Here is a 17,750-nt window from a genome sequence, read left to right as displayed (position 1 = left end):
AACTTGAGGGAAAGGATGGATACACATGCCGTATGAGCGCAATCGGCTGCTCGGTTTGCTATTGAATTTTATTCCGGGTTTGGGCCATTTATATTGGGGAAACCGGGGGAGGGGCGTTTTTTATTCCGTTTGCTTTTTTGGGGGATTGCTGTTCGGCTTTGTAGTAGCGATCGCGACCGATACTGAGGAATTGGCGATGGTAACCTTTGTTGCGGCGATCGTTCTCTGGCTGATTTCGATGTTTGACCTGCTCATTTCCATGCTTCGCGAGCCGGCGGAAGTGAAGGCTTACCGCGATCATATGCGGCAGATGTCCGGAGAGGGGCGGGAGCCGGAAAAATTTTTCACGATTCTGCTGTCGTTCGTACCGGGCTTGGGGCATTTTCAGCTTGGGCTGATGCAGCGGGGCTTGTCGTTTCTGGTCGCTTTTTTCGGATTGATTACGGTCTTGATTTTCGTTACAGGGGTTACTCATGAATCGGGATTCCTGCTGTTTTTGGGCCTATTGCCGATCATTTGGCTCTACGCCATGTTTGATGCGGTGCAATTGGTGCACCGGAAGCTGGCCGGGGAAATACTTGTGGACCGTACTTTGCTGGATGATTGGGAATCCGGGCGGATCGAAGGGCGCCGCAGCAAAGTGCTGGCCACGCTGCTGTCCGCTTTCCCCGGCGCCGGCCAAATGTACCTGGGGCTGCAAAAACGCGGCCTGCAAATGATGGTGCTGTTCATGGGGAGCTTCTACATCATCGACGTGCTGCGGTTGTCGGTATTTCTGTTCCTCATTCCGATCATTTGGTTTTATTGCTTTTTTGACGGCCTGCAGCAAACGAGCCGGTACGGCATTTTGCCAATGGAGGACCGGCCGCTTATTGAAACCGGGGGGAATCATCAGCATTTGCTGGGCATTGTTCTGATCGTGCTGGGGATCTATTTTATCGGCATGGAGCTGATCGTACCGGCGATCGACGCCCGCTTCCCCGAGCTTAGGCTTTACAGCCGGATTCGCGAATATTTGCGCCCGCTTTTTGTGGCCGTGGTGCTGATCGGCGGCGGACTTAAACTGCTGCTCAAACCGAAGCGGCGGGACCCTTTTTGGAGCGGCGAGGATTTGTGATATATAAGTTGAACTAGAGAAATGCGGGAGTTAGGCAAGAGTGTGAAATGATTCTGAAGAAACGGCAGTGGTCGCCTTTGTGACCGGATTTCTACCTTGTATGAATCTACTTAATCATAGAAATCTGGGAGCAACAGCGATCGTAAGAACATTTCACACGGCTGCCCTGATCCGCACAATCAATAGTTCAACTTATATAGATTAGAGAGATTTTTGTCCTAGGGGGCGGGAATCTCTCTATTTTCTTTTCATAGCCCGAATTTGTTACAATGCAAAAGTAGGTTTTGCTAAAAAGGAGAATCGGTCGATGTTTAAAATATTTATCGTCGAGGATGACAAGCAGCTTGTAGTCTTGCTGGAGCAATATTTGCACAAGTTTGGCTACAGCACTTTTGCGGTAACGGATTTTGGCGCGGTGAGAGAGGTGTTCGAGCGCTACGCTCCCCATCTGGTGCTGCTGGACGTGAACCTGCCGAAATATGACGGGTATTACTGGTGCCGCCAGATCCGCAACTTATCCACCTGCCCGATCGTATTTTTATCGGCGAGGGAAGGAAAGATGGATCAGGTGATGGCGCTGGAAAACGGCGGGGACGACTATATCACCAAACCGTTTGATTACGACATCGTTATCGCCAAAATCAAAAGCCAGCTGCGCCGCGCGTACGGAACGTACGCCGGAAACGGGAATGAGCGCCACGTAACGGCGGCCGGCTTGCGCCTGGATCGCGACCGGCTACAGCTCAGCCTGGGCGAGAACCGGGTGGAGCTTAGTCTGACCGAAATGAAAATATTGGATGAATTGATGAGCAAAAGCGAACAGGTGGTCAGCCGCGACCGGCTGCTCGAGAAAATATGGGACGATCAGGCATTCGTCGACGACAACACGCTGAACGTATACGTCACCCGGGTGCGGAAAAAGCTGTCCGCGTTAGGCGTCGACGATGCGCTGCAAACCGTGCGCGGCCAAGGCTACCGGCTGGTGCCGAACTGGGGGGAATAGGGAATGCGTCTGTTTATCCGGGAGCAGCGTCCGCTGATCGTGGTTTATGTGCTGCAGCTCATTGTGATCACGCTCGTTTACTGGCTGGACGGTTACCGTCATTTGACGATCAGCTTGTATGCCGCGCTGCTGAGCACTTGCTTGCTGGCCGCTTACCTCGTTTTCCGCTACCTGACGAACCGGACGTTTTACCGCCGGCTGGAAGAGCCGCGCGGAGCGATTCGCGGGTTTGGCGAAGTAGAGCCGGGCTCGCCGTTGTCCGACAGTTTGCAGCAGCTGCTGAAAACGCAGTACCGTTTTTACTTAGCGGAAATCAGCGAACAACAGAGCAAAATCGACGGGCATCTGCATTTTATCAATCAATGGGTGCATCAGATGAAGACACCTTTGTCCGTGATTCATTTGATGGTGCAAAACGACGACGACCCCAAAGCGGTAGCGATCGGCGACGAGGTGGACCGGCTGCGCAAAGGCTTGGAGATGGTGCTGTATACCGCCCGTTTGGACACGTTCGAGCATGATTTTCTGGTCGAGACGCTTGATTTGGAGCAGCTTGTGAGATCGGTTGTTTCGGCGCAAAAACGTTTGTTCATCCGGCGCAAAGTGTTTCCGGTCATCGAGCTGGAAGAAACACTAACGATCGCTTCCGACGAAAAATGGCTGTCGTTCGTGCTCACGCAAATCGTAACGAACGCCGTGCGGTATACGACCGGGGAAAACGGCAAAATCCGCTTCCGCGCTTTTGCCCGGGAACGGGAGGTGGTGCTGGAGATTGCCGACGAAGGCGTAGGCATACCGGAGAGCGATTTGCCGCGGGTGTTTGATGCCTATTTTACCGGGGAGAACGGACGGAGCTTCCAGGAATCCACCGGGATGGGCCTGTACCTCGTCAAACAGATTTGCGGCAAATTGGGGCACCGGGTGGAGCTGGAGTCGCAGGCCGGCCATGGAACGACGGTGCGGATCGTGTTTTCCGGCGTCTTTTAATCTTACAACGCTGTAAGGTAACTGTAAGATTAAGCCATGGAGCCGGGCGCGGCCGTCTTTATATAATGGAGACATCCCACCGAGTAAAGGAGCTTAAGGCCATATGGCGGTGCTGGAAGTGCATGGACTATCCAAAATATATGAAGGCAAAATCGCCACCAAAGCGCTGGACGGGGTCACGTTCCGGATTGAGAAGGGCGAATTCGTCGGCATTATGGGGCCGTCGGGCAGCGGCAAAACGACGCTGCTGAACGTCATCGCCACCATCGACGAGCCAACCTCCGGAGAAGTGATCCTAAGCGGTCAGGATCCGCACCGGCTGAACAAGGAGCAGACGGCTTTGTTCCGGCGGCGCGAGCTTGGGTTCATTTTTCAGCATTTCAACCTGCTCGACACGCTGACGGCGGAAGAAAACATCGTGCTGCCCTTAACGCTGGACGGGGCGCCGGTCCCGGAAATGAAGGCGAAGGCGCGGGAGATGGCGCGCCGGCTCGGCATCGAAGGCATCCTAAGCAAGCGTACCTTTGAGATGTCGGGCGGGCAAATGCAGCGGACGGCGATCGCCCGCGCGCTGATCCATGAGCCGTCGCTGATTTTGGCCGACGAGCCGACGGGCAATCTTGACTCCAAAGCGTCGCGGGATGTGATGGAGGCGTTCGCCGCCATGAACGGGTCGTACGAAGCGACGATCATGATGGTCACGCATGACGCGCTGGCGGCAAGCTACTGTCACCGGGTTGTTTTTATCAAAGACGGCAAGCTGTATAACGAGATTTACCGCGGGGACAACCGGCAGGCTTTTTTTCAGAAAATCATCGACATGCTGTCGCTGCTGGGAGGGGACAGCCATGACCTTTCGTCAATTCGCCTTTAACAACGTGCTCCGGAACAAACGGACATATGCCGCTTATTTCCTGAGCAGTTCGTTTTCCGTGATGATCTTTTTTGTCTGCGCGCTGTTCCTGTTTCATCCCGGCCTGCGCGGGCAAGTCGTGTACAGCTCGGCGCTGCTCGTGCTCACCACGGCGGAAGTGGTCATGTATGTGTTCGCTTTTTTCTTCGTGATCTATTCCGTAGGCTCGTTCCTGCGTTCCCGCAAACGGGATTTCGGCATTATGCTGCTGCACGGGATGACGGAGAGGCAGCTGCGCAAGCTCGTGTTTCTGGAAAATATGCTGATCGGAGCAAGCTCCATATTGTGCGGAATCGGCGCCGGGCTGCTGACGGCCAAGCTGTTTTTGCTGGCCGCTTCCGAGCTGCTGGGCGTATCTTCGCTGCCGTTTCGCGTCCCCTGGCCCAGCCTGCTGCTGACGGTCGCCGCGTTTTTGCTGCTGTTTCTGCTGATCTCGCTCTGCACGACGCTGCTGCTCGGCTCCCACCGGCTGATCGAGCTGTTTCAGGCCGGGATGAAGCCGGCGGGGCCGCCGCGGACGTCGGCCGCCTTATCGCTGCTCGCGGCCGGGCTGCTCGGCGGCGCATATACGCTGGCGGCGACGGCGACGGCCTCAAACGTGCTGATCCGCATGCTTCCGGTAACGGCGATGACGATCGCGGGAACGTATTTTTTCTATACGCAGCTCAGCGTCTTTTTGATCAAGGCGGCGCAAAAACGGCTGCGTTTTTATTGGAAAAAAACGAATATAGTCACGGTGTCGAGCCTGGCCTACCGGATGAAGGAAAACGCGCGGATGTTTTTTCTCGTCACCATCATCGCGACGATGGCGTTTTGCGCAGTAGGGACTTTTGCCTCGATTAACCGGCTGGCGAACGGGTTTGCGCAAGATTACCCGGCCGATATCGGGTACGTCGCCAAGGCGGGAAGCAGTGTGGAGGAGAGCCATCTGCGGCGGATTCGCGGCGAGCTGGACGCTAAAGGAGTGCCGTATCGTACGGAAAGTTTGCCGATTAATTATGCCAAGGTCGTATCTTCGACTTCCGATTTTCCCGTAGCGTGGATGCCGCTGATTTCGTTTTCCGGCTATAAACGGGCCGTGACGGCGGCGGGGATCGCTTTTGACGAGAAGGAACCCGCGGACGGGGAGGCGTTGATGCTGCTCAGCTCGGAGCGGGAGTTTCGGCTGCTGGAGCAACGAAAACCGGACGTGTATGTGTTCGCCGGAGGGGCGGGCATCCAGGTCCGGGAAAGCGGACTGACGCGGCATGTAGCCATCCCGGAATCTTTGATCGAGCGGGCGGGGAATGATCTGGAGGGCACCTTTTCCGGCCTGGTCGTAAGCGATGAACTGCTGGAGCGGCTGGAGGCGGCAAAGGATGCGCCGCAGCGGGTCGACCGTTTCACCGGATTCTATGTTGATAAGCTGGAATCGACGCTTGGCGTAGCGGCGGAGCTGACGGATCACGGGAGAATGCGCTACGACATGGGTAAGCCTTATGCCTTGACGGTAAGCGGCACGTTATACGAGGTGCAGCGGACGACGTACCGGGCGCTGCTGCTGTTTGCCTTGCTGGTCGGAACGGTCTTTTTCATCGCGGCGGGAAGCTTCCTTTATTTTCGGCTGTACAGCGATCTGGAGTATGACCGGCGGCAGTACGGGACACTGGCGAAGCTGGGACTGACGGAAAAAGAACTGGCCGGCATCGTCACCCGGCAGGTGGGCTTGTTGTTTTTCGTTCCGATTGCGCTGGCGATCGTGCACAGCTTATTCGCGTTTAAGGCGATGCAGAGTTTGTTCAGCTTCTCCGTGGCATGGCAGACGGTTGTGATTTTGGCCAGCTTCTTGCTTGCGCAAGCCGCCTATTTTCTGATGATTCGGGCCCGTTATTTGCGCAATGTGAAAAAAGCGATTCGATAAACGTTTGGAGGTACGACGTGGAAAATAATTGGATTACGGATTTTATGGAGCAGTACGGGTATTTCGGTGTTTTTCTGCTCATCGCCCTGGAAAATGTGTTTCCCCCGATTCCATCGGAAGTGATTTTGACGTTTGGCGGATTTATGACTACTTACACCAGCCTGACTCCGGCCGGGGTCATCATCGCCTCCACCTTGGGTTCGATCTTGGGGGCGGTGATCCTGTACGGGATCGGTTTGCTGGTTAACGTGGACCGGCTGGAGGGCTGGATTGGACGCTACGGGCGTTTTCTCCGCCTCAAGAAGGAGGACATCCGCAGAGCGGACGCCTGGTTTGACCGCTACGGCTACTGGACGGTGCTGTTCTGCCGCATGATCCCGCTGATCCGCAGCCTGATTTCCGTGCCGGCAGGGATGTCTAAAATGAAGTTCGGACTGTTCCTGCTGTTTACGACGATCGGTACGTTGATTTGGAATGTGGCCCTCGTATTGGTCGGTGCGGCGGTGGGAGGCTCCTGGGAAAAAATCGTCGAGTTTATGGACGTTTATTCCCATATCGCCTACGGGGTGATTGCCGTAGCCGCGGCGGCCGTGCTAGTGCTTTGGCTGCGCAGAAGAAGAGGCGCCGCCCGCCGGACGCCGGAGCAGCCGGAGAAGTCGGCGGACTAATGGACGAGATCATAGGCAGAATGGTAGAATGACGGATGGATTGATTGACTAGCAAAGGAGAAGCTGAAATGATTGATTTTTTGCATCTGATCAAAGCGATTATTCTGGGGATGGTGGAAGGACTTACGGAATTTGCTCCCGTCTCGTCGACAGGGCATATGATCATTGTGGACGATATGTGGCTGCGGACCGAACAACTGCTGGGCTCCAAATACGTAGCCAACACGTTTAAAGTCGTGGTGCAGCTTGGCTCGATTTTGGCCGTGGTCGTCGTGTTCTGGAACCGGTTTATGGAACTGCTCGGACTGTCGCGTTTTTTTGGAAAAAAAAGGGGCTCTTCGGAGTGGTCCGACGAGATGATGGTGGCGGAGGACGGGTCGTATCAGCCTCGACAGCTTAAACATGGCGGCGGTTCGCGCCTCAAGCTGGCCCAGGTCATTGTCGGGTTGATCCCGGCCGGAGTTTTGGGCGTTTTGCTTGAGAATTATATCGATGAGTATCTTTTTTCGACGGCAACGGTATTGATTGGTTTGGTGGTTGGGGCCGTGCTCATGATTGTGGCCGACCGCTTTGCGCCAAAGCGGGCCAAGGTGGAAACCGTCGATCAAATTACTTACAAGCAGGCGTTTGCGATCGGCCTTTTCCAATGCTTGTCGATTTGGCCGGGCTTCTCCCGTTCGGGATCGACGATTTCCGGCGGGGTACTGCTGGGCTTAAGCCACCGGGCGGCCGCCGACTTCACCTTCATCATGGCGGTGCCGATTATGGCCGGGGCGAGCGCCCTTTCGCTGGTCAAAAACCTGGAATATTTTACACCGGCCGCGCTGCCGTTTTTTATCGCCGGGTTTATAAGCGCGTTTGTGTTTGCGCTGCTGTCGATCCGCTTTTTCCTGAAACTGATCAACCGCGTCAAGCTGGTACCATTTGCGATATACCGGATTTTGCTGGCGATCGTGATCTATTTCGTGTTCTTCTTTTAAGCCGGGTCTTATACGTGGAACATAAATTAACCGCCTTCCCGGGAAGGCGGTTTTGCTTTTTCAGTGTCTTCGTTCCCTAGTTGTCTTGGCTTATTGCGAGGAAATGCAAAAGTACATTTCATCTGTCGCAAACTCCCATTTTTGAGCGTTTGAAATGCAAAAGTACAGTTAATTCGGCCTAAATTGGGAAATATTAGTGTTTTATCTGGAAATGAACTGCACTTTTGCACCTGATCAGCCGTTTTGGGGCGTTTTGGCGAAAATCAACTGCACTTTTGCATCTGGTGTGACGTACAGTGATGTCTGTTTACCCGCAGGCGCAGTTCAGCACCGGCTTGCGGGCGGCGCCGGTTTCGTCCAGGCGTGTGACCGTTGTGGTATACGGCGCGTTTAGCAGCACTTCCGGATTTGTCTCCGCTTCCTTGGCGATGGTAATCATACAATCGATAAAGCCGTCCAGCGTCTCCTTGCTTTCGGTCTCCGTCGGCTCGATCATGATGCATTCCTCGACGTTCAGCGGGAAATAGATGGTCGGCGGGTGGTAGCCAAAGTCCAGCAGGCGCTTGGCGACGTCAAGCGTGCGAATGCCGTATTGGGCGAGCCCGCTGCCGGACATGACGAATTCATGTTTGCACGGCTGATCCGGGTAAGGGAGCTCGTAAAAAGGTGCTAGGCGCTTCATCATATAGTTGGCGTTCAGCACGGCGTTTTCCGAAACCTGGCGGAGTCCCTCCGGGCCCAGGCTGCGGATATAGGCGTAAGCGCGGACGAGAATGCCGAAATTGCCATAAAACGCTTTGACCCGGCCGATGGAGGCTGAGCCTTGTGTGCCCGGCAAGCCGCCGCCGCCTCCGGGGGCTGAACTGGGTGAGCCGCCGGAGGCGGCAGAAGCCGGAGAGACGGACGAGCCGCCGGAACCAACCGAGCCAGCCGAACCAGCCGAACCAGCCGAACCGGGCGGGTTTTCCGTGCCTGCCGGCGGGACGAAGCCTGCCGCTCCTTCCGCGCGCCGGCCGCGGATGGCGTAACGGCCTGATTCGTCCAGGACGACCGTCGGATCGGGGAGAAACGGCGCGAGCAGCTTTTTGACGCCGACCGGGCCCGCACCGGGGCCGCCGCCGCCATGCGGCGTGCTCATCGTTTTGTGCAGGTTGAGGTGGACGACGTCAAAGCCCATGTCGCCGGGCCGCGTAATCCCCATAATGGCGTTCGAATTGGCGCCGTCATAATACAGCAGGCCGCCGGCCGCATGGACGATTTCGGCGATCTGCACGATTTGCTGCTCAAACAGGCCGAGCGTGTTCGGGTTGGTGAGCATGAGGGCGGCGGTATCTTCGCCGACAGCCGCCCGCAGCGCGTCCAGATCGACCATGCCGCGTCCAGTGGAAGGGATGGTCACCGCCTCAAAGCCGGCGACCGCAGCGCTGGCCGGATTGGTGCCGTGCGAGGAATCCGGAACGATCACTTTCGTCCGCTTCTCGCCGCGGCTTTCGTGATAGGCGCGGATCATCATCAGGCCCGTCCATTCCCCGTGCGCCCCGGCGGCCGGCTGCAGGGTGACCTCGTCCATACCGGTAATCCCGGCCAAGTCCCGCTGCAGCCGGTACATCAGCTCCAGTGCACCCTGCAGGCTGTCCTCTGGCTGATACGGATGAATTTTGGCGAAGCCGGGATAACGGGCCACATCCTCGTTGATTTTCGGATTGTATTTCATCGTGCAGGAGCCAAGCGGATAAAATCCGTTATCAACGCCGAAATTGCGGCGGGACAAGGCGGTATAATGACGCACGACATCGACCTCGTACACTTCCGGGAACGAAAGCCCCTCGCTGCGCAGCATTTCCGGCGGCACCAGATCCTCCTTTGGCACGGCGGGAACATCGCATTCCGGCAGCGAGTAGCCGATCCTTCCGGGACGGCTGCGTTCGAAAATTAGCAATTCCTCCGGCTTGGTTTCATTTATTTCGCGCATATCGATTCCTCCATTACGCTGGCGAATTGGTCAATCTCCGCTTTGCTGCGTTTTTCGGTTACGGCGATCAGCACATGTCCGGCGAGCTCGGGATAGCTTCGCCCCAAATCGTATCCGCCGATAAATCCGGCCTCGAGCAGATCCTGCTGCAGCTGCTGTGGCTCGGCATCTTCCGGGAGCCGGATGACGAATTCATTAAAAACCGGGGCCGGGAAGGGGAGGCTTACGCCCGGGACGGAAGCCAGGCGCGCTTTGGCGTAATGCGCTTTTTGCAGATTCAGCTCCGCGGCCTCGGCCATGCCTTGTTTGCCCATGAGCGACATATACACGGACGCGGCGAGGGCGAGCAGCGCCTGGTTGGAGCAAATGTTGGAGGTCGCTTTTTCGCGGCGGATATGCTGCTCCCGGGCTTGCAGCGTCAGCACGAACCCGCGCTTGCCGTTCCGGTCGGTTGTCTGCCCGACGATCCGCCCGGGCATCCGGCGCATATAACTTTCGGCCACGGCGAAAAATCCGCAGGTCGGGCCGCCAAAGGAAGGCGCGATGCCCAGCGGCTGCGCGTCGCCGACGACGATATCCGCGCCGAGTTTGCCCGGCGCTTCCAGCAGGCCCAGCGACAGCGGGTTGCAGCTGACGATCAAGAGGCCCCCGCGAGCATGAATCAGCTCGCCAATGGCCCGGATATCTTCAAGGGAACCGAAGAAATTCGGGTTTTGCACCAGCACGGCGGCGGTGTCTTCCGTGATGGCCGCCTCCAGCGCCCCACGGTCGGTTACACCCGCATCCCAGCCGACCTCCGCGATCTCCAGATTCAGGCCGCGCGCGTAAGTCGCAAGCACCTCGCGCGCTTCGGGGTGAACGGTCCGGGCCACGACCAGCCGTTTGCGCCGGGTGGCGGCCGCGGCCAGCGAACCGGCTTCCGCGAGGGCCGTCGCCCCGTCGTACATGCTGGCGTTGGCCACCTTAAGGCCGGTCAGCTCGCAGATGTAGGACTGGAACTCAAAGATCGCCTGCAGCTCGCCCTGGCTGATCTCCGGCTGGTACGGCGTATAAGCCGTGTAAAATTCGGAACGGGAAATGACATGTTGGACGACGGAAGGAATATGATGATCGTAAATGCCCGCGCCGAGGAAGCTGGCGTAACGGTCGGTGTCGGCATTGCGCGCGGCGAGCGCGGACATGTGCCGGATTAAAGTGTATTCGTCCAGCCGCGGGGAAACCGGCAGTTCGTCTTTAAAGCGGATCTCCCCGGGAATATCCTGAAACAGCGCTTCGATCGAAGGGGCGCCGATCGCCTCCAGCATTTCGTCCCGGTCTTGTTCGGTCAGCGGCAAATAGCGGTGTTTTAGCATAGGTTTTCTCGTTCTCCTTTCACGGCTTGGCGAGTGCGTTGCGGCGATAAAACGGCAGGGGGACGACTTTGGCTTTCAACCGTTTGCCGCGGATTTCAACCTCGAGTTCGGTGCCGGCCGCCGCATGGGCGCTGGCGATCAGCGCCAGGCCGAGGTTTGTTTTGAGCGTCGGGGATTGTGTGCCTGTGGTTACTTCGCCGATCGGGCTCTCGCTGCCCGGCGCATATACCGGGTAATGCGTGCGCGGAATACCCCGGTCGATCATCTCCAAACCGACCAGCCGCCGCGGAACGCCATCTTCACGCTGCTTGAGCAGCGCCTCGCGCCCTATAAACGAGCCAGAGTCCCATTTCACGAACCGGCCGAGGCCGGCTTCCAGCGGCGAGATGCTTTGCGACAGCTCCTGCCCGTAGAGTGGGAGGCAGGCCTCAAAGCGCAGCGTATCCCGGGCGCCGAGCCCCGCCGGAACGAGTCCGCGAGCCTCGCCGGCTCGCATCAGCGCGTCCCAAAGGGCCGGGGCGTCTTCCGCAGCCGCATAAAGCTCGAACCCGTCCTCGCCGGTATAGCCGGTGCGCGCGAGCAGCGTTTTAATGCCGCAGGCCCGGGCCTCGGGATAAAACGTGAAGGGGCGCAAAGCGCCGGGATCATGCCCCTCGCAGAGCGGGGAAAGGATGGAGGCCGCCAGCGGTCCCTGCAGCGCCAGCAGCGCCGTGGCCGCGGAAACGTTGCGCAGACTGACGCCTTCGGCGGGCAGGTGCCGCCGCAGCCATTCCCAATCCTTGTCGATGTTTGCGGCGTTGACGACAAGCATATATTTGCCTTCGTCCCGTTTATACACCAGCAGATCGTCGACGACGCCCCCGTCCGGATAACAGAGCAGGGTGTATTGGGCTTTTCCCGGCCCCAGCAGGCTCACGTCGTTCGTGGTCATCCGCTGCAAAAAGCTTTCCGCTCCAGGACCTTCGGCGTAAAACTCGCCCATATGCGATACGTCAAACAAGCCGGCCCGCTCGCGCACGGCCTCGTGCTCCTTCTGAATGCCGCTGAACTGCACCGGCAGCTCCCAGCCGCCGAAATCGATGCAGCGGACACCTTCATACCGGGAGTAACAAGAGTGCAGCGGCGTTCGTTGCAATAGGGGTTCGGACATCTCATCACCTCGTTTGGCCGCGGTGGGCCGTATTTTACCTGCACATATCATGAAAAAATAAAAAGACAGGCCAAGAAATTCCGACCGGCAACGAATCGGATATTTCCGGCTCTGTCCTTTGTACCTGAGAGTTACCCTGCGGCAAACGCCAGCATCGTGCGCTTCGGCATTTTGATAAAGCAGGTTTCCCCTTGGGTGATCCGCCTTAAACTAAACCTTAAAAGACGAATTCTCTCCAGAGACGCGTCCGGCAGAAGTCCTTTTGCCTGAGAGATTCACCGCTTCCGCGCGGCTTGCTCCTTCGGCGTTACAATTTGTTGGAATTGTAATCTCTCCCTCTGCCTTCAACCGCTGATTACATCTTCATTAATACTCAAAACCGCGAAATATGTCAATAAACTTATCATAAAAATATAAATTTTATTTTATTTTTGTATAATGCAACGCTTTCATTTTTTGAATCTATAAATTATGTTAGTAATATTGACATCGTAGCTAGGTTTGGAATAATCTGAACGAGAAAGATCCGGAAAGAGGAGGAATGAGCTTGTCTGCCAACATTAGAGAAAATCTGTGGTATAGCGATGAACATGAATGGGTGCTGGATTTGGGGGACGGCACGGTAAAAATCGGCATTTCCGACGTGGCCCAGCATCGCTTGGGCGATATCGTGTTTGTGGAGCTGCCGGACCTTGGAACGGAAGTGGAAGCGCAGGACGGCATCGGCACGATCGAATCGGTCAAAACGGTGGCGGATTTGTTTACGCCGGTCAGCGGAACGGTGCTGGAGATCAACGGGGAGCTGGAAGCGGCGCCCGAACTGGTGAATGAAGAACCTTACGACGGGGGATGGATGGTGCGGATTCAGCTTCATGAAGATCCCGCCGCCGCTTTTTCCAAGTTGATGGATGCCAAAGCTTACGCGGAGTTTCTCGAAAGATAGAGGCCCTGTGACAGTCAAAAATAACCTCGCGGCAGCGATGAGAATGCGGCTTGCTTATCGCATTGCGTCTTTTTGCTTCGCTGGCCGCGAGGTTGCTTGGTCCGGTCATTTACGTTTGGGCGGGAGCAGGAGGAAGCGGTACAACGCCTCGAACATAAATTCGAAGGCTTCTAGACGGGATACGGCATCGAACGCGGTGGAGCCCCATGCGTAGATGCCATGGCCCCGCAGCAATAAGCCGGGAACGCGGGTGTCGAGCGCGGCGGGAATCCGCTTCTCCAGCTCGGCGATGCCGGCGTAATTCCGCACGACCGGGATGCGGACAGCGGCGTCCTCCTCCCAGATGCCCAGCTCTTTGATCAGCTCGTTGCCCTGTATTGGGACAAATCCTTCGTCGCTGAAATATTCGCTGAGCACATTGTTAAACACGGTGTGCACGTGGAGAATCGCGCCGCAGCCGGTCATCCGGTAGATCTTCGCGTGAATGGGCGCGTCCTCGCCGGGCGTTAGCATTGTGGCTTCGCTTGGCGTTGCGGCGGCGTCCACAAACAGGAATTCCTCGGCCTGAAGCTTCGTCCGGCCTTCCATGCCCGACGTCACCGCAAAATGATAATTGCCCGGAGCGAAGCCGCCGACCCGAACGGACAAGCTGCCGCTCATGGCGGGAAGCCAGCCGCGGGCGGCAAGCTGTTCCTTGACGCCGCGCAGTTCGCTGAGCGCAGCTTGTTTTTCTTCCAACGGAATGTCCGAAAAATTCATGTTGGCCGTCCTCCTTCGTGCTTCACCCAGAATAATGGCTTACAGAAGCGACTTTCGAACCGCCTCGCCCATTTCCAAAGACCGTTCGGCGGCCCGGTGCACCGCGGCTTTCACATTCGGCCGGAACCCGCCCGCTTCGAGCACCTCCAGCGCCGCCTGGGTCGAGCCGTTTGGCGAGGTGATGTCGGCCCGGAGCTTGGCCGGATTTTCGCCGGTTTCCTCCATCATCAAGGCGGCGCCAAGCACCGTTTGCACCGTCAGCTCGCGCGCCTGCTCGGGTGTTAGGCCGCCTTCGACGCCTGCTTCGATCATCGCTTCCATCATGTAATAAATATATGCGGGGCCGCTGCCGGAAACACCGGTCAGAATTTCCATCCGTTCCTCCGGAATAACGCTAACCATGCCAACCGCTTGAAACATAGACAATACCTGCGCTTTTTGCTCCTCCGACATTTCGGCGGAGAAGGAGATCCCGGTTGCGCCGCGGCCGATGGAGCAGGACGTGTTCGGCATCGTCCGGGCGACCGGAATTTTGCCGCCGAGCAGCGCCTGGATCGTCTCGATCGACAGGCCGGCGATCAGGGAGACGATCATTTGCCCTTCGCGCAGCATCGGGCCGAGCTCGCTTAACGCTTCCCCGGCATCCTTTGGCTTCATCGCCAGGACAATGATCGAAGCTTCCCGGAGATGCTGCCATTTGGCGGCTTCCTCGTTTGCGGCCGAGACGCGGTAAGTTTGCGACAAATAGGCAAGCCGTTCCTGGCTCGAGCGGTTCAGCATGGCGATCTGGTCCGCGCCGGCGACGCCTTTATGGATCAGTCCGCGCACGATCGCTTCGGCCATCGAACCGGCGCCGTAAAAGCAAATCGAGGCGGAGGCGAGGGATATGTTCGGATTCATGGGAATTACCTCCTGATGTAGGGAATGGATATTGGCAAACGAGGATTTTTTTCAGGCTTATTGCAGGTTTACTCCCGAATTTGCCCGTTCCCCAAAATGATATATTTGCTGGATGTCAGCGCAGGCAGACCCATCGGTCCTCTGGCGTGCAGTTTTTGCGTGCTTATGCCGATTTCGGCGCCAAAGCCGAATTCAAAGCCGTCCGTAAACCGGGTGGACGCATTGTGGTACACGGCGGCGGCATCGATTTCCTGCTGGAACAGCTCCGCAGCTTGCCGGTCTTCGGTAACGATGCATTCCGAGTGTTTGGTGCCGAAACGGCGGATGTGATCCAGCGCTTCCTCCAGATTGCGAACGACCTTCACATTCAAAATATAGTCGTTGTACTCGGTCGCATAGTCTTCATCGGTTGCCGGATTCGCCCAGGCTATGAGGCGTCTCGTCGCTGCGCAGCCTCTTAATTCGACGCCCGCCTCCTTGAAGCGGTCCGCCAAATCGGCCAGATGCCGGGCTGCGAAGTCTTCGTGAACGAGCAGCGTTTCCATCGAATTGCATACCGATGGGCGCTGTACTTTGGCGTTGAGCGCGATGGAAGCGGCCATTTCCGGGTTCGCGGAGGCGTCCACATACGTATGGCAGATACCCGCTCCCGTCTCGATGACCGGCACGGTGGCGTTTTGTACGACCGTTTGGATTAGCGAACTGCCGCCGCGCGGGATGATGACATCCAGCAGCCCGTTCAGCTTCAGCATTTCGTCGACGGACGAACGGCTCGGGTCCTCGATGAGCTGCACGGCGTCGACCGGAATGGCGGTGGCGCGCAAGGCCTCGTGGATGATCTCGACGATTTTGCGGTTGGAGGCGAGGGCGGAGGAGCCGCCGCGCAGCACGACCGCGTTGCCGGTTTTGAGGCAGAGTCCCATCGCATCAACCGTCACGTTGGGGCGGGCTTCATAAATGATCCCGATGACGCCAAGCGGTACGCGCTTTTTCACGATGTGCAGCCCGTTCGGGCGGTCGATCGTCTCCAGCACGTCTCCGACCGGATCGGGCAAAGCGACGATTTGCCGCAGCCCTTCGGCGATTCCTTCAATGCGTTGCTCGTTTAAGGCCAGCCGGTCCAGCATCGACGAGGAAGTGCCGTTCTCCCGGCCGCGCCGTAAATCCTCCTCATTCGCCGCGATGATCGCTGCGCTGCCGTCCACAAGCGCTTGTGCGGCGGCCAGCAGGGCTTCGTTTTTTTGCTCCGTCGTCAGGCGGTTCAGCGCGGATACGGCGCCAGCGGCCCGCTCGGCTTTTTGTCTGACTTCACTCATGGTTTTAGACCTCCTCTTATGATTCCTCGAATTATGATTTTAACGAAATCCATTCGTCCCGGTGGATAACCTCCAGCCGATGGACGATATCCAGCTTTTTGATAACCTCGGCGCTGGGCAGCCCGAGAATTTCCTGCAGCTGCTCGGCGTCATAATTGACGATCCCGCGTCCGAGCACTTCTCCACTGGGATTGACGACTTCCACGACATCTCCCGTATGGAAGTGGCCGTTCGCGGCTTTGACGCCTACCGGGAGCAGGCTGCGTCCGCCGTGAATGAGCGCTTCTTCGGCGCCGTCGTCGACCGTCAGCGTCCCGAACGGGGTGGAGAAGAAGCCGAGCCACTGCTTTTTGCGCGGCAGGGCGGCTCCGTGCGCTTCGAAGTAAGTGCCGCGGCCATCTCCCCGCAGCGCGGCCTGAAGGTCGCCGGGCTCCGCCACCTTGCCGACGAAGACGGGAACGCCGCCGATCGAGGCGATTTTGGCCGCGTCGATTTTCGAGCGCATGCCGCCCGTGCCGACCGCAGAGCCCGCCCCGCCGGCGATCGCGTACAGCTCGTTTGTGAATTCCGTGACGCGGGTGATGCGGGTCGCATTTGGATCAAGGCGCGGATCTTTGGTGTAAAGCCCGTCCATATCCGTCAAAATGAGCAGATGCTCGGCTTTGATCAAATTGGCGACCAGGGCCGACAACGTGTCGTTGTCTCCGAATTTCAACTCGTCCAGCGATACGGTGTCGTTTTCGTTGATGATCGGCAGAACGCCTTGGCGCAGCAGTTCTTCGATCGCCATGCTCGCGTTGCCCGTCCGTTTGCGGTTCTGGAAATCGGAGCGGGTAAGCAGCACCTGGGCCGCAGATACGCGATGTTCGGCGAGCGCTTCGCGGTACGCTTGCATGAGCAGCGCCTGGCCTACTGCCGCGGCCGCTTGTTTCTCATGCAGCAGCTTCGGCCGCTCGGGGTAGCCGATTTCGCGGAAGCCGGCGGCCACGGCGCCGGAGGTGACGAGCAGGGGCTGGAATCCGGCCTGAATGAGGCCGGCCAGCTCGGCGGCGAAATAACGGACGGCGTCCCGGTTTAATCCTCCTTCCGACGAAGTCAGTGAACTGCTTCCGATTTTGACGACGATGCGACGCAGCATGGGTGACCACTCCTCCAAAACTTGAATAATCAACTCCCGCAAAATAAAAAAACTTCCGCCTTTGCACGCAAAGGACGAAAGTGTGACTTCCGCGGTACCACCTTTATTGATGAGGTTCTCATCCGACTCGGATTGCCCGGTAACAGGGGCGCTGTCCGGCTTTGGGGCCGGCCGCTCGGGGGTAGGGTTCGGAAAGGGCAAGCATGTAAATTCTCTCAGCCGCTGGAATTTACTCTCTGGAGCGCCGCGTTCTTTCTTACTGGTCCCGTCTTTGCGTTTGTATGGATGTCCGATAAGAATATGATTACTGTTAGGATACCATCGTCCTTGCTTTTTTGCAAAAGAAAAGCGCTAAAAGGGGCTTAACTTTGAATTTGACGTCCGATAGCCCGCTGCTGGAACGACAAATCGTTGGTTGGGCCTTCAAAAATAGCGGCACTTTATGTACTTATGATCCGGAGCCAGGCCTGTTCATCCCCGTTAGCGGCATTTTTAGTCTTTATTTTCCTATGAATGGCCCGAAACGCGGGCATTTCCTGGCGAACGGGAAAAATAGCGACATAAATTACCTCTATATTCTCTTAAAATGGGGGGATCGCCGTAATAACGCCCTTTTTTGCCCTTATGTTTACTAGCGATGCATTAACTTCTT

At 57.2% G+C, this 17,750-nt stretch carries 15 protein-coding genes, 2 pseudogenes and 2 riboswitches; of the genes and pseudogenes, 9 read left to right on the top strand and 8 right to left on the bottom strand.

Going from position 1 to position 17,750, the window contains the following annotated elements; translation table 11 throughout:
- Nucleotides 1–25 precede the first annotated feature (25 nt).
- From EHV15_RS27690 to EHV15_RS27660, 7 genes are all read left to right on the top strand, one after another.
- Nucleotides 26–1,117 carry a hypothetical protein gene (locus tag EHV15_RS27690; RefSeq protein ID WP_128634069.1) on the top strand — a complete coding sequence of 364 codons (1,092 nt, stop codon included), beginning with the start codon at nucleotides 26–28 and terminating at the stop codon, nucleotides 1,115–1,117.
- Between the two features lie 307 nt (nucleotides 1,118–1,424).
- Nucleotides 1,425–2,120, top strand: coding sequence for a response regulator transcription factor (locus EHV15_RS27685; protein ID WP_128634068.1), 696 nt, complete (start codon nucleotides 1,425–1,427; stop codon nucleotides 2,118–2,120).
- Nucleotides 2,121–2,123: 3 nt separating this feature from the next.
- Nucleotides 2,124–3,107 carry a HAMP domain-containing histidine kinase gene (locus EHV15_RS27680; protein WP_128634067.1) on the top strand — a complete coding sequence of 328 codons (984 nt, stop codon included), beginning with the start codon at nucleotides 2,124–2,126 and terminating at the stop codon, nucleotides 3,105–3,107.
- A 103-nt stretch (nucleotides 3,108–3,210) separates the two neighbouring features.
- Entirely contained in the window at nucleotides 3,211–3,981 is a 771-nt protein-coding gene (locus EHV15_RS27675; RefSeq protein WP_128634066.1) for an ABC transporter ATP-binding protein, read from the top strand.
- Nucleotides 3,956–5,920 (top strand): ABC transporter permease, encoded by a 1,965-nt coding sequence (locus EHV15_RS27670; protein ID WP_128634065.1) that lies wholly within the window; start codon nucleotides 3,956–3,958, stop codon nucleotides 5,918–5,920. Before EHV15_RS27675 ends, EHV15_RS27670 begins: the two co-directional genes overlap by 26 nt.
- Before the next feature lie 44 nt (nucleotides 5,921–5,964).
- The gene (locus tag EHV15_RS27665; protein WP_128635573.1) at nucleotides 5,965–6,588 is read left to right on the top strand and encodes a DedA family protein; all 624 of its coding nucleotides are present in this window, start codon (nucleotides 5,965–5,967) and stop codon (nucleotides 6,586–6,588) included.
- A 68-nt stretch (nucleotides 6,589–6,656) separates the two neighbouring features.
- Nucleotides 6,657–7,568: an undecaprenyl-diphosphate phosphatase gene (locus EHV15_RS27660; RefSeq protein ID WP_178075981.1), complete on the top strand. Its 912-nt coding sequence runs from the start codon at nucleotides 6,657–6,659 to the stop codon at nucleotides 7,566–7,568.
- A gap of 307 nt (nucleotides 7,569–7,875) precedes the next feature.
- Here EHV15_RS27660 and EHV15_RS38115 read toward each other — a convergent pair.
- From EHV15_RS38115 to gcvT, 4 genes and pseudogenes are all read right to left on the bottom strand, one after another.
- A pseudogene (locus EHV15_RS38115) lies at nucleotides 7,876–8,385 on the bottom strand (aminomethyl-transferring glycine dehydrogenase subunit GcvPB); the annotation flags it as partial.
- A gap of 141 nt (nucleotides 8,386–8,526) precedes the next feature.
- A pseudogene (gene gcvPB / locus EHV15_RS38110) lies at nucleotides 8,527–9,540 on the bottom strand (aminomethyl-transferring glycine dehydrogenase subunit GcvPB); the annotation flags it as partial.
- A complete protein-coding gene (gcvPA, locus tag EHV15_RS27645; protein WP_128634064.1) occupies nucleotides 9,528–10,892 on the bottom strand; it encodes an aminomethyl-transferring glycine dehydrogenase subunit GcvPA in 1,365 nt (454 codons plus the stop codon). The gene gcvPA and the pseudogene gcvPB, both read right to left, overlap by 13 nt.
- Nucleotides 10,893–10,911: 19 nt before the next feature.
- Complete coding sequence (gene gcvT / locus EHV15_RS27640; protein WP_128634063.1) at nucleotides 10,912–12,042, bottom strand: glycine cleavage system aminomethyltransferase GcvT; 1,131 nt, start codon at nucleotides 12,040–12,042, stop codon at nucleotides 10,912–10,914.
- A gap of 102 nt (nucleotides 12,043–12,144) precedes the next feature.
- Nucleotides 12,145–12,286, bottom strand: a riboswitch (glycine riboswitch).
- Nucleotides 12,287–12,390, bottom strand: a riboswitch (glycine riboswitch).
- 199 nt (nucleotides 12,391–12,589) lie between these two features.
- On the opposite strand from gcvT, the gene gcvH reads away from it, so the two are divergent.
- The gene (gcvH, locus tag EHV15_RS27635) at nucleotides 12,590–12,985 is read left to right on the top strand and encodes a glycine cleavage system protein GcvH (RefSeq protein WP_246061804.1); all 396 of its coding nucleotides are present in this window, start codon (nucleotides 12,590–12,592) and stop codon (nucleotides 12,983–12,985) included.
- A gap of 105 nt (nucleotides 12,986–13,090) precedes the next feature.
- Here the strand turns inward: gcvH and mtnB are convergent, their stop codons facing one another.
- The 4 genes from mtnB to proB all read right to left on the bottom strand — a co-directional run bounded on the left by mtnB (nucleotide 13,091) and on the right by proB (nucleotide 17,098).
- Entirely contained in the window at nucleotides 13,091–13,744 is a 654-nt protein-coding gene (gene mtnB, locus EHV15_RS27630; protein ID WP_128634061.1) for a methylthioribulose 1-phosphate dehydratase, read from the bottom strand.
- Between the two features lie 39 nt (nucleotides 13,745–13,783).
- Entirely contained in the window at nucleotides 13,784–14,644 is an 861-nt protein-coding gene (gene proC / locus EHV15_RS27625; RefSeq protein ID WP_128634060.1) for a pyrroline-5-carboxylate reductase, read from the bottom strand.
- A 68-nt stretch (nucleotides 14,645–14,712) separates the two neighbouring features.
- Complete coding sequence (locus tag EHV15_RS27620) at nucleotides 14,713–15,960, bottom strand: glutamate-5-semialdehyde dehydrogenase (protein ID WP_128634059.1); 1,248 nt, start codon at nucleotides 15,958–15,960, stop codon at nucleotides 14,713–14,715.
- A 31-nt stretch (nucleotides 15,961–15,991) separates the two neighbouring features.
- Nucleotides 15,992–17,098: a glutamate 5-kinase gene (gene proB / locus EHV15_RS27615; RefSeq protein ID WP_128634058.1), complete on the bottom strand. Its 1,107-nt coding sequence runs from the start codon at nucleotides 17,096–17,098 to the stop codon at nucleotides 15,992–15,994.
- A 368-nt stretch (nucleotides 17,099–17,466) separates the two neighbouring features.
- Here proB and EHV15_RS27610 point away from each other — a divergent pair, with 368 nt between their 5' ends.
- On the top strand, nucleotides 17,467–17,733 hold the full coding sequence (locus EHV15_RS27610; protein WP_128634057.1) for a hypothetical protein: 267 nt from the start codon (nucleotides 17,467–17,469) through the stop codon (nucleotides 17,731–17,733).
- The last annotated feature ends 17 nt before the right edge of the window (nucleotides 17,734–17,750 follow it).

The organism is Paenibacillus oralis (assembly GCF_003863965.1).
GTDB lineage: Bacteria > Bacillota > Bacilli > Paenibacillales > Paenibacillaceae > Fontibacillus > Fontibacillus oralis.
This window is presented reverse-complemented; position numbering and strand designations above follow the sequence as displayed.